General features: G+C 45.9%; 9 protein-coding genes and 1 pseudogene. 2 read left to right on the forward strand and 8 right to left on the reverse strand.

What is annotated here, in order from left to right; translation table 11 throughout:
* Positions 1-69: 69 nt before the first annotated feature.
* The 3 genes from A2F46_RS08680 to A2F46_RS08690 all read right to left on the reverse strand — a co-directional run bounded on the left by A2F46_RS08680 (position 70) and on the right by A2F46_RS08690 (position 3,169).
* Positions 70-525, reverse strand: coding sequence for a DUF441 domain-containing protein (locus tag A2F46_RS08680; RefSeq protein WP_066569356.1), 456 nt, complete (start codon positions 523-525; stop codon positions 70-72).
* A 383-nt stretch (positions 526-908) separates the two neighbouring features.
* The gene (locus tag A2F46_RS08685) at positions 909-1,592 is read right to left on the reverse strand and encodes a vancomycin high temperature exclusion protein (RefSeq protein WP_082783641.1); all 684 of its coding nucleotides are present in this window, start codon (positions 1,590-1,592) and stop codon (positions 909-911) included.
* A gap of 173 nt (positions 1,593-1,765) precedes the next feature.
* On the reverse strand, positions 1,766-3,169 hold the full coding sequence (locus tag A2F46_RS08690) for a hypothetical protein (RefSeq protein WP_066569360.1): 1,404 nt from the start codon (positions 3,167-3,169) through the stop codon (positions 1,766-1,768).
* Between the two features lie 731 nt (positions 3,170-3,900).
* Here A2F46_RS08690 and A2F46_RS08695 point away from each other — a divergent pair.
* On the forward strand, positions 3,901-4,707 hold the full coding sequence (locus A2F46_RS08695) for a basic amino acid ABC transporter substrate-binding protein (protein ID WP_066569366.1): 807 nt from the start codon (positions 3,901-3,903) through the stop codon (positions 4,705-4,707).
* 515 nt (positions 4,708-5,222) lie between these two features.
* On the opposite strand, the gene acs is transcribed toward A2F46_RS08695, so the two are convergent.
* The 3 genes and pseudogenes from acs to A2F46_RS08710 all read right to left on the reverse strand — a co-directional run bounded on the left by acs (position 5,223) and on the right by A2F46_RS08710 (position 9,276).
* A complete protein-coding gene (gene acs, locus A2F46_RS08700; RefSeq protein WP_066569368.1) occupies positions 5,223-7,187 on the reverse strand; it encodes an acetate--CoA ligase in 1,965 nt (654 codons plus the stop codon).
* A gap of 96 nt (positions 7,188-7,283) precedes the next feature.
* The gene (locus A2F46_RS08705; protein ID WP_066569370.1) at positions 7,284-8,960 is read right to left on the reverse strand and encodes a cation acetate symporter; all 1,677 of its coding nucleotides are present in this window, start codon (positions 8,958-8,960) and stop codon (positions 7,284-7,286) included.
* A pseudogene (locus A2F46_RS08710) lies at positions 8,957-9,276 on the reverse strand (DUF485 domain-containing protein). Before A2F46_RS08710 ends, A2F46_RS08705 begins: the two are co-directional and overlap by 4 nt.
* A 305-nt stretch (positions 9,277-9,581) precedes the next feature.
* Here A2F46_RS08710 and A2F46_RS08715 point away from each other — a divergent pair.
* Positions 9,582-10,478, forward strand: a complete 897-nt coding sequence (locus tag A2F46_RS08715) for a LysR family transcriptional regulator (protein WP_066569371.1) — start codon at positions 9,582-9,584, stop codon at positions 10,476-10,478.
* Between the two features lie 48 nt (positions 10,479-10,526).
* Here the strand turns inward: A2F46_RS08715 and A2F46_RS08720 are convergent, their stop codons facing one another.
* Positions 10,527-11,726 (reverse strand): acetate kinase, encoded by a 1,200-nt coding sequence (locus tag A2F46_RS08720; RefSeq protein ID WP_066569374.1) that lies wholly within the window; start codon positions 11,724-11,726, stop codon positions 10,527-10,529.
* A gap of 141 nt (positions 11,727-11,867) precedes the next feature.
* Positions 11,868-12,404: a C40 family peptidase gene (locus A2F46_RS08725; protein ID WP_231867758.1), complete on the reverse strand. Its 537-nt coding sequence runs from the start codon at positions 12,402-12,404 to the stop codon at positions 11,868-11,870.
* Between the last annotated feature and the right edge of the window lie 116 nt (positions 12,405-12,520).

Raw genomic sequence — 12,520 nt, forward strand, 5'->3', positions numbered from 1 at the left:
TAGGACAAAATCAATCAGAATACAACATGCTCCTAAATACATCACCGTAACAGAATTGTGTGGGTTTCATCAGCGCCAGACCAATAAAGACAAAATGCCTGCCGCAATTAAGGGCCCCACGGGCACCCCTTTGAAAAACGCCACACCCAATATGGTACCCACCAGTAAACCGGGAACCACCGTTGGCTCTGTACTCATCAAATGCACACCGCGTCCACCCAGCCAGGCCACAGCCAAACCCACCAGCAATGCTGCGATCGTTTTCCAGCTCGCCAGCAGCAGGCCAATTTCCTCGGGTTTAATTTTTCCAGTAATCAAAGGGGCTAATACTCCGATGGTCAGCACCACAATCCCGACATGTAGGCCATAACGCGCTAACAGCGGCGCATATTTAATTAACGCCGTTTGTTGCACCAGCAGCAGCACTAAAGAGGCAATGGTAATTGAAGGATTGTGTCCGACAATGCCTAGAAAAACAAACACCAGCAGCAACAAAGCACTGGCATTGGTGGTTAGAAACGACATCAACGTACCTTATGAAAATAAGTAAGGGTCTTTACGCATTAACCCTTTGGTATAAATAAAGATAAACAGGTTTATTTGCTGCAAACAGGCATAACGATATCTTAAGATATTACACACCAGTAAAAGACTTATGTATTTTGTTTTTGTACAGTATTTCAGCATTCCTTCAAACCAAAGCAGCCATCATGACGAATGAATATAAGCAACAATAGCAAACCGGTATGACGCATGCCTCACCAACGACGCTTTAACAGCCATGCTCTTTATAAGGAGCGAGGCTTACTTCAAAAAATGTTTAAAAATTAATCTTTTATAGAAAAATAAAATGCCAATAAAGGCTGCCTGAAACATTCAGGCAGCCTTAGATTATCGCAAAAAGGCCACTATTGCGGATGCGCATCCTGAGTGACAAATTTTGGCTGGGGGGCAATCAAAGGAATCTGCATCAAGCTCGATTGTGCTCGTACATGAGTCAGCATATCCCAGCACAAACGCAATCGCGCCGCCCGCTCCCGCAATTGAATCCGTCGCCCAGTTGTTCCACGCCAACCAATGGCTTCCGCATCATAGGCTACTGCATGTATATGAGCAAACCGCGCCAATGCCAATGCCCGCTGATTATGAAAAGGCTGCGACACCACGCACACACGATGATGGCAAGTCGACCATTGTGCTTGTGCCGCCGCATAGCGGTAAATGCTGTCGAGCGTGCGCAGTCCTGCTGGGTCTTGCCAAATCACGTCACCAGGTACGCCCAAATCCATCAAATCCGCGCGCATCGCTGCCGTTTCACTGGGCATGCTCTTCAATCCATCGCCAGACACCACCACAAATCCTACTTTACCGGCCTTCCATACTGACCAAGCAGCATCAATCCTATGTTGGTAATAGCGATTGATGTCTCCATTAACGGTATATTTAGCAGTTCCCAACAGCAACAGGCCATCACAAGACGGCAAATTTTCGGTTTTTTGAAACGTGTGTTTCCGAGCCTGCCACACTACCCATGCATCCCAGCCCAAAACCAGTACGATCACAATTGCCACCGCCATACTTAACCACATCATAGCCCAGAAACCTTTCCTGGAAACAGCATTTCGCCTGGCCCTATTTGCTTGCTAAAGAAGTACTCTGGGGGTCCGTTCCGACACCCTATTCAAACACAGACGCCTTCACGCCATCGCCAGCAAGTCATCACAGCTGCCAGTGACATTCAGGCAACCGTGATGACGATAAACCATTAAGGCTCTTCAACACTAATATTATCGTGGTCGCGTGCCAAATCTTGCAATGCTTGTAGCGCAGATCCACCGGATGCGTTCGATACTACCGGCGGTTGAACTGTAGCGCTGGCATCTGCATGTTGATCGCCTTCTGTAGCAGAATCATTATCAAACACCAGTGCGCTCAAATCTTGTGTATTGGCGGCAGTACTGTGCAACAAAAATTTGGGTTTGCTGTAATCGAGCGTCATCCATACAACCAAATCCATATTTTTTTGGAAGCCAAACAAATCCCACAACCGCGCCATTGACATACGCTGCTTAATCGCTACGATGCGACCACGCCTATCTTGATATATGTCCACGTGTTCCGTTAATTGCATGGGTTTGGTTTTTTCAACCTGATCGGTATTTCTCATCACCACATCCGGCAATGTCATCAGTCGCTCCAATTGGCTGATAACTTCTAATGCATCCTTGTATTTTTTCTGTTGCACAGGCGCAGATTGGTTCTGTTGCTCAGCGACTTTAAGTTGGTCTGACAAACTCTTCAGCATGGCTGCGGCCATTTTTTGGTTGTCGTCATCGGTAAGCAGCATGCCCACTCGAGAATGCGCACCTGCGCGACGCCCATCTTCGTCCATGGGCAGCCGCTGATAGCGTTGAGGGTCCAAGCTGGCATAGCCATCATCAACGGCTTTAGGCAACGCTGCCCATAATTCTTTCATGGGCAAGTCGCGACGTATGTGCTCAGGCAAGGTCACTTTGACATAACGGTCACCCAACACCGTGCCTTTACCCAAGCCAAGTAAATCCCAATAAGGTGCGATCGCGCCTGGATCCACCACCATAGTGGCTTTTTTGATGTCTAGCTGCATAGGTAGCCGCACCAATGACAAGGCATTCCGAGTTTCATAGCGCAACTCAGGGATGACTTCAATCTGGCCACCAGGTAAGTCCACCGCACCACTAAATGGCGCCGATACCGCGCTGGCAAAGAAGCGCTGCCAACGTAGTTTCGCTGGACTAGATGCATCTTCTTCTGGCGGCTCATCGACATCATCCTCAGTGGCATTTGCCATCGATATGGTTGATTGGTGCATAGTGGACGATTCAGATACAGATACAGATTCATAGGACACCACAGCAGCATCAGAAATAGCGGCCTCATGGGCACCCTGCTTTACTTCATCTACTGCGGATGCCTGCTTCGCCGCAACCTGCCCATCAGATGCCTGCAAGGCACCGTCTAATATTTGCAAGCGGTATTGGCCACTAAAATTATATTGGTTGTCTTGCAGCAGATTACGTTGCATACCATAGCGCACCAATTCATCTGGACGTTTCTGATCCAATTGCGCACAACCGCCCAACACCAAGGCCGCGCAAGCCCCAACACTCAATGGCAACACTAATTTCATGCCTGCTCCCTTTAAAAATCAAATAAAAATAAGTTCTGGCTTGTCAGAGCAAATGGCTATCCATATGACCCAATCTTGACTGATCACACCACGCAGCCAATATAGCCTCATAATCAAACCCAAAACAATGCGCTTCAACCATCACAAGTCATACAATGCTCTTTTAGGTGCTTTATTCATATCTGCTACTGCTGAATGCTGATTCATTTTCGTGGAATCTTCAAATATCTTCAACTCTTTCATAACTGATAAATGGCTTATAGCATGCTCTTGCAAGGTATGGATTTTTCAAAAAGACATCCTCGTTTTGGCAAATGTTCGATGCCACTACATTGCCAACAGGCTCTATACTGCATGAGGTTCAGGGTATACCAAATATGCATGCACCATTTCCTTTCAAACAACATTCATATCTCCACTCAACTCACTGATTTCCTTCCACATACTTTCAGGATTAAATTTTTTCATACTGACAACAGCATGAAAATTTCGATAAATATTTATTTTATTTATATTTTGCTGTTAATTTTTCGAATTTCTTAATGATTTAAAAGGCGCTGATTGCCTATGCCCAATCCATTTAGCAGATAGCAGACTATCGCTGTACCCATTCAGAAAGAATGGCCTGCCTTCGCAGCCTGTCTTATTTTTGTCATCTTCTCTTTTCTCTGTCTGCAAAACCCCCTAAACTGCGATTTTGACGCAACTTTACCTAAATATGAGGAGTATGTATGAACTGGTCTATTGTTTCTAAAACCGCCATGGGTCTCGTGGCTGCCACCTTGGTTGCAGCCTGCCAACCGCACGACCCCGCTGCCAAAGCAGGGAGCGATACCGCTGCTTCAGGCAACGGTGCCGCTAAAACCTACAATGTAGCCATGAATGCCAATTTCCCACCTTTTGAATCCACCAGTACCAATGGCGAAATCGTGGGTTTTGACGTGGATTTGATGAATGCCATTGCCAAACAAGCTGGTATTAAAATCACGTACAAAAATCAGCCTTGGGACGGCATTTTCCAAACGCTCACATCAGGCGATAACGATATCTTGATTTCAGGCATCACCATCACGCCAGAACGCAAAGAAACCATGGCATTTTCCGACCCTTACTTCGAAGTAAAGCAGGTGATTTTGGTACCCAAAGGCCAAGACGTGAAATCCATCAACGACTTGAATAAACTCACCAAAGTTGGGGTCACCACTGGCACCACTGGCGATACAGCTGCACAAAAAATTCTCGGCACCACCAGCCCCAAAATTGCCCGCTTTGAAAGCCTACCTTTGGTAATTAAAGATTTACAAGATGGTGGCGTACAAGCCATGGTCAGCGACAGCGCAGTGGTGGCTAATTTCATCAAGCAAAATGGTGATAAAGGCTTCAGCATGGTAGAAGTACCCGATTTCCCGAAAGAAGAATACGGTATTGCGGTGCGAAAAAATGACACCGACCTATTGAACAAAATTAATGATGGTTTGAAAAAAGTACGCGACAGCGGCGAATACGATCAGATTTACAGCAAGTATTTTGCCAAATAATAGCTAATTTGGTTGGATAGTCCCATAGCAGCCTTTTTTTTAAGCCACCGCACGCAACGTCGTGCGGTTTTTTATTGTGCCTAACCTCAGATTACGCCATATCCGGATACAAAAGTTCAAAATCGCATCAAGCCCATTTTGCAGACACCTCACGCTATTGCGAGCATTGTTTTGATGCCATATCGGCCACAATGCACGCTCATCAACCAAAATAATGCAAACTGACTTCATCTTGGCTATTTAAATCCATAAGACAAATTCATTGCTGATGATAATGCTGCGTAGGAATGGGTGTGATTATGATGAATAGCGCTTCATCCACACCCAATCTTATCGGGCCACCTGATTAATGAAACCGTTTTTAAAACTGAATACCAGTACAAGCCGATTAAATTACCCTATTATTTCAATAATTTATTTCTAAGCAATAGGCTCTCTACCACAATAAAAGCTTCAAGCAACAAGGCTGCCTGAACATTCAGGCAGCCTAATCAAACATGACATAAAGTACTTAGCTATACACTGTGTTTCAATTGCTCCATGACCTGTGGATTTTCCAAAGTCGAAATGTCAGATGTGATTTCCTCACCTTTGGCCAAAGAACGCAACAATCGGCGCATAATTTTACCAGAACGGGTTTTGGGCAGATTTTCACCAAAACGAATGTCATCGGGCTGAGCAATTTTACCAATTTCATGTGCTACCCAGTTTTTCAATTCAGCCGCCATGCGCTTGGCTTCGTCACCATGCGGGCGCTCTCCTTTAAGCACAACGAAAGCCACCACCGCCTCACCTTTAACATCATGTGGTTTACCCACCACCGCGGCTTCTGCTACCAAAGGATTGGCCACCAATGCCGATTCAATTTCCATGGTACCCAATCGGTGCCCAGAAACATTCAATACATCATCGACACGCCCCATAATCCAAATATAACCATTTTCATCGCGATGCGCCGAATCCCCTGCCACATAGTATTTTCCTCCAAAGTCTTCAGGGAAATAAGTGCTTTTAAACCGCTCGTTATCGCCCCACACCGTACGCAACAATGAAGGAAATGGGCGCTTGATGACCAAGAAGCCACCATTGCCTTTTTCCACCGGAGCGCCCGATTCATCAACAATATCTGCGATGATGCCCGGCAAAGGCAAGGTGCACGATCCAGGTTTAATCGCCACTGCACCTGGTAAAGGCGCAATCATATTGGAACCAGTTTCAGTCTGCCACCAAGTATCCACAATCGGACAGCGACTGTTGCCCACGATTTGGTAATACCACATCCACGCTTCTGGATTAATGGGTTCACCCACTGTGCCCAACAAACGCAGGCTAGACAAATCATACTTTTTGGGTAAATCGGCACCCAATTTAATCAACGACCGAATGGCCGTGGGCGCGGTATAGAAAATCGTGACTTTGAATTTTTCGATGTCGTGCCAAAAACGGCCAGCATCCGGATACGTTGGCACCCCTTCAAACACCACTTGGGTGGCGCCCAATGCCAGCGGCCCATAAGCAATATAAGTATGCCCTGTAATCCAACCCACATCAGCGGTGCACCAAAATACATCATTGGGTTTGTAGTCAAACACCCATTTCATCGACACAATAGCACCCAATAAAAAACCACCGGTGCTGTGCTGTACACCTTTGGGTTTACCAGTGGAGCCAGAGGTATACAAAATAAACAATGGGTCTTCTGCTCCCACCCACTCTGGCTCACAGTCACTGGCTTGGTGTTGGACCAAATCATGCCACCAGATGTCACGGTCATCGCTCCAAGCCACATCCGCATCGGTGCGCTGCAATACCACCACTTTTTCCACACTGGTGCAATCACCGCCTGCCAACGCGTCATCAACGGTGGCTTTCAAAGGCACGCGCTTGCCCCCACGCACACTTTCATTGGCAGTAATGATAATTTTCGCCGCTGCATCTTTAACCCGATCTTTAACCGCACCTGCAGAAAACCCACCAAATACCACAGAATGAATGGCACCCAGTCGAGCACACGCTTGCATGGCCACCACAGCATCGGCCACCATCGGCATATAAATCACCACGCGATCGCCCTTTTTTACGCCCAGCGACTTTAAGCCATTGGCCAATTGACACACTCGCTCATACAGCTGGCGATAGGTAATATTTTCACTACTGCCATCATCCTTATCATAGATGATGGCCACTTTGTCCGCTTTGTCAGCCAAATGGCGATCAATACAATTGTAGGAAATATTCAATTTACCATCTTCAAACCATTTGAAAAATGGCGCATTGCTCTCGTCTAAAATCTTTGTGAACGGCTGTTTCCAAGTAATGTTGTCACGGGCCAGCTCAGCCCAAAAACCTTCATAATCGGCATTGGCTTTTTCACACAAGGCATTGTATGCGTCCATACCACTGACATTGGCATGAGCCGTGAATGTTTCACTGGGTTCGAAAACGCGGTTTTCTTTTAATACAGATTCGATGGCAGACATAATTTACTCCTTCTCAATCATACTGAAATGCAATTTGAATACTCTTTTTTCTAGACACTGAGGCTGCCTGAATGATTTCAGGCAGCCTAATGGGTGTTAGTGATCAGCTGCGTCAGACGCACCAATACCGGTCATGGAGCGCACATACTGAGCCTCAAAGCCGGCTTTATCTTTGGCTGCTTGTGCAGACTTATCGGTCACAGAGAAAAACCACGTTGCGATGAAGGCCAACGGAATGGTAAACAATGCAGGGTTACCATAAGGGAAAATAGGGGTTTCATGACCCAATACCGCCACCCATACAGTGGGCCCCAACACAATCAATACAGCTGCACTGAGCAAACCCGTAAACCCGCCTAATACCGCACCGCGCGTGGTCAATCCTTTCCAGAACATGGACAACATCAGAATCGGGAAATTACCAGATGCCGCCAATGCGAAGGCCAGACCCACCATAAAGGCAACGTTCTGTTTCTCAAACGCAATCCCCAAAATAATGGCCAAGACCCCCAATACCAGCGTGGTACCGCGTGATACCAACAGCTCTTGGCGACCGGATGCCTGCCCTTTTTTAATCACAGAAGCATACAAATCATGGCTCACAGCAGAAGCACCTGAGAGCGTCAAACCAGCCACAACAGCCAAAATAGTGGCAAATGCAACCGCTGAGATAAAGCCCAAGAAATAATCCCCACCCACTGCTTCAGACAAATGCACCGCCGCCATATTGGTACCACCAATCATTTCGATGACCGGTTTGCCTTCTTTCAGCACTTCGTGGAAAAACATGGGATTATCTTGGGTAACCAACATAATGGCGCCAAAACCAATAATGAAAGTCAAGATATAAAAATAACCGATAAAACCTGTGGCTACAAAAACCGATTTACGAGCTTGCTTGGCATCAGGCACAGTGAAAAAGCGCATCAGAATATGAGGTAAGCCAGCCGTACCAAACATCAATGCCAAACCCAAAGACAAGGCATCGATTGGGTTCTTCACCAAACCGCCTGGTTCCATAATACCGGTGCCTTTACTGTGCACTTCAGTGGCTTTTTTGAACATTATTTCTGGGCTAAAATTGGCGTATTTCAAGACCATAATAGCCATAAAAGTTGCACCAGCAAGCAGCATCACGGCCTTGATAATTTGCACCCACGTGGTGGCCAACATACCCCCAAACAACACATAGAGCACCATCAATACGCCCACTATGAATACTGCCCAATGGTAATCTAGACCAAACAACAGCTCAATCAACTTGCCCGCGCCCACCACTTGTGCGATCAAATAAATAATGACCACCAATAAAGTACCAGTCGCCGCAAAAACCCGCACCGGCGTTTGCTTGAGCCGATAGGCGGCAACATCAGCAAAAGTAAATTTACCCAAATTGCGCAAACGCTCGGCAATCAGGAATAACACAATCGGCCACCCCACCAAAAAACCCGTGGAGTAAATTAAACCATCAAATCCGGTGGTGTAAACCATGGCCGAAATACCCAAAAATGAAGCCGCAGACATGTAGTCACCGGCAATTGCCAACCCGTTGCGAAAGCCGGAAATGCCGCCGCCCGCGGTGTAAAAATCTTTGGTCGATTTGGTTTTTCTGGCTGCCCAATAAGTGATGTAGAGTGTGGCACCTACAAAAATAAAAAACATCACAATCGCAGGCAAATTAATCGCTTGTTTTTCTACATCGCCGGTCAGTGCATCAGCCCAAGCTGGCACGGCAGCCATGGAGGCTATTATTGGCAATAACAATTTTCTCATTTGATTTCCCCTTTGACTTTTTTCACCACATCTTGCGTCATTTGTTCAAATTCACCATTGGCTTTGTGCACGTAAATGCCGGTGATGGTAAAAGCAAACAGAATCACAAACAGACCCACATAAATGCCCCAAGTGGTTACACTGCCTTCAGACACTGGGATACCAAATGTGTGTGGACTCATTCCAATAAATAGAATAAATACCACATAGACAATGAACATCAGGCTGAGAAGCTCCATCCCAATACGGCTTTTCTGCGGGCCATCCGCTGAAATTCGGGATCAGTTAGTACCCGATGCGCAATCTGTTGATCCATGTCTCTCTCCTTTTTATAGTCTTGGCGCTGATTCGCGTGAGTGCATTTAAAACGAAGCACAACCTGCTGCCCAATTTTTTTTTTTTGATTATGAGTATTTGCTCAACAAATGACGCGCAGCAACATATTATAAAAATCAAATATTTATAATAGAATAAATCAAAATAATCTATTTGGAATCCACATAATTTTCAGGCAACATGCCTTTCCAGACGCGACCAGATAAGGGAGAATGACAGGCATACAAGAAAGCAGCATGACCACATAAAAATAAATAGAATAAGCCAGACAAAGGATAGGGTTCAGTGGATTTAAACCAACTCAAAAGTTTTGTGGCCGTCGCGCACCAAGGCAATTTAACGCAGGCCGCGGAAACCCTGCATTTATCACAGCCAGCAGTATCAGCTCAAATTAAAGCCATTGAAAAAAATTTAGACGTCGTGTTATTTGAGCGTAATGCACAAGGCATGGCCTTGACCAGAAGTGGTGAGGCATTTTTACCTCAGGCTGAAGCCATGCTGCAACACATGCACAAATTGGATCAATTTGCTGCAAGCCTTTCTACCACTTATGTCAGCGAGTTGCAGCTGGGTCTCATCCATCCCATGCCTGGAGAGCATGTGGCCCAACTCACACAAGCCATACTGGCAGCACACCCCACTGTGCAATTACAGTACCGATATGATTTAAGTGGCAACATCATTAATGCAGTGCGCAAAAAAGAGTTACATGGTGGCTTTTTTTTGGGGCACAACCCCTACCGGAATGTGTGCAGTCTATTTTTAGAAAACATTGAATATGTGTTGGTGTGCCCACAGCCATGGTTGCCTGAACTAACAGAAAATTTCCCCAAGAATCTCAACCACAAACCTTGGATTGCCATGTCTGAACTTTCAGGCAGCCACAAACAAATCCGCCAACTGTGGCGAGAACTGCGACTCAATCCCCCACAGTCAGTGGTATGCGATCAACAGCAGGCACTCATTGACTTGGTGGCTGCACATATTGGCCTCTCTCTGGTACCCAGAAATGATGCCGAACTCGCGCTCGCCCAAAACAAAAAAGTGGCCATTTTAAATCAGGCCACGCAATGGATACCTTTAAGTTTTATTTATGCCAAAGAGCATGAATTGGATCCAATGGTGGCCATCGCCAAGCAAGGCATTCAGCATACTTGGCCAAAATCAACGGACGCTGGATAAACCATCTCTAATCACGCACTTTATTCGTCGAAATAGCGCAGAGGCAAGTCAATTGATATTGGCCAATTGCGCCGTGTCTAAAGCGATCATCAACTCTTCATTGGTGGGAATCACCACGGCAATTGGATTATTCCCAGATTCACTGATGATGCCAGGGCGCCCATAGCAAGCCTCCATATTTGCATCGTGATCAACAGTAAAACCAAAGACCTGAAGATACGACAGTGTCTTTTCGCGAATGAGGGTGGAATTTTCGCCAATCCCGCCAGTAAACACCAAGGCATCAATACCACCATTGGCAACCATCATACCGCCCACATACTTGGCTAAGCGGTAGGCGAATACATCCAATGCCAGTTGCGCACCTTTATGGCCAAATTTAGCGGCTTCTTCGAGCATACGGCAATCATTGGAAAGATTAGACAAACCCAGCAAGCCACTCTCTTTATTCAATACTCGAGTAATCTCATCAATACTGAGATTGGCATTCTCATTGAGGAAAGAAAAAATACTGGCATCAATGTCACCGCAACGTGTGCCCATGACCAAACCTTCCAATGGGGTCATGCCCATGCTGGTGTCCACGGATTGCCCATTTTTAACTGCACAAATGGAAGCGCCATTACCCAAATGAGCAATCACCAAGGATAACTGATTGGGATCACGTCCCAAAAATGTGGCCGTTTCTTGGGCCACATAGCGATAACTGGTGCCATGAAAGCCATATTTACGTACCCCGTAGCGGGTATAGAGCGTAGAAGAAATTGCATAGTGATAGGCATGGGGTGGCATGGTTTGGTGGAATGCCGTATCGAAAACAGCCACATGTGGCAAATCTGGAAATGCCGTTTGCGCTGCCTCAATACCCAAAATATGAGCAGGATTGTGCAAAGGCGCCAACACAATACAAGCCTCTACATCGCGTTTTACTTCAGGTGTAATCAACGTGGAACTGGTAAATTTTTCTCCACCATGCACAATCCGATGTCCTACAGCAGCAATTTTCTCATATAAATGCAGCGCCTTGAGTTCATCCATCAATGCGGCCACCGCAGCCACATGGTCTTTCTCCGCTTCTAGCGCTAATTTATGTTTATTGCCATCCATTTTAAAGGTAATAAATGCATCATCATCACGCAGTTTTTCTGCCAAGCAGCTAATTAAAAGTTTTTTGTTGTGCACATCCAAGACAGCAGCTTTTAATGACGAACTGCCGCAGTTTAGTACCAATATCAAATTTTTATCCATGGTTGCCTGCACATTCCTTACGGTTTTAAAGACTATGTCTGAGTGCCATCATAACGCCAAAGCCATGCTTTTTTGCATGACTTAAATCATCGTTTTAATGATCGTATCGAATAATTAACATAAAAATAAATTAATTGGGTACTACCGAGCAAAAAAAGTTCGCGCACCCGTAAACCGCTGCTGAAAATAGGGTTGACTGAGCTTAGCGGTTCGAATCATGCCATTGCTGGAGGGGGCATGAATAAATTCACCTTCGCCAATATACAAGCCCATGTGCGAGTAAGGCTGCCCATTGGTGTTAAAAAAGACCAAATCGCCTACTTTTAAATCTCGCTGCTGAATAGATTGAGATACTGCCGCCATGTCTTTAGCGGTGCGTGGCAACTGCACATTCAATGCCTGCTGATATACATATTGCACCATTCCACTACAATCAAAGCCACTCTGCCTATCTGCACCACCAAAACGATAGGGTGTCCCAATTAAGCTTAATGAGCGCATCATCAACTCCTGCCCACCTATTTGTTGGCTTATATGCACGATGCGCACAGGTTTTAAATGAGCATGTTGCGCTGGGCGCTTAGGTGAGGATATGGTTCCACAAGACGCCAATGCCAACACCATCCCAATCAGTACACAATAGCGCGATCCAGCAAGCCAAATTTTTTTTTGCATCATGGTCACACCTTAATCAGTCTCAAATACGTCAGTCTGAGAAAACTTACACAGTTTATCGCATCCATTGGTCCCGCATAGACGATTTTATCTTATGTTTGTCGTACAATAGAAACAAA

The organism is Snodgrassella sp. CFCC 13594 (assembly GCF_001590725.1).
In the GTDB taxonomy this organism is placed as follows: domain Bacteria; phylum Pseudomonadota; class Gammaproteobacteria; order Burkholderiales; family Neisseriaceae; genus Snodgrassella.

Coding starts and splice junctions, on each gene's coding strand:
- A2F46_RS08680 (WP_066569356.1), bottom strand. CDS start 525: ATGTCGTTTCTAACCACCAATGCCAGTGCTTTGTTGCTGCTGGTGTTT.
- A2F46_RS08685 (WP_082783641.1), bottom strand. CDS start 1,592: ATGATGTGGTTAAGTATGGCGGTGGCAATTGTGATCGTACTGGTTTTG.
- A2F46_RS08690 (WP_066569360.1), bottom strand. CDS start 3,169: ATGAAATTAGTGTTGCCATTGAGTGTTGGGGCTTGCGCGGCCTTGGTG.
- A2F46_RS08695 (WP_066569366.1), top strand. CDS start 3,901: ATGAACTGGTCTATTGTTTCTAAAACCGCCATGGGTCTCGTGGCTGCC.
- acs (WP_066569368.1), bottom strand. CDS start 7,187: ATGTCTGCCATCGAATCTGTATTAAAAGAAAACCGCGTTTTCGAACCC.
- A2F46_RS08705 (WP_066569370.1), bottom strand. CDS start 8,960: ATGAGAAAATTGTTATTGCCAATAATAGCCTCCATGGCTGCCGTGCCA.
- A2F46_RS08720 (WP_066569374.1), bottom strand. CDS start 11,726: ATGGATAAAAATTTGATATTGGTACTAAACTGCGGCAGTTCGTCATTA.
- A2F46_RS08725 (WP_231867758.1), bottom strand. CDS start 12,404: ATGATGCAAAAAAAAATTTGGCTTGCTGGATCGCGCTATTGTGTACTG.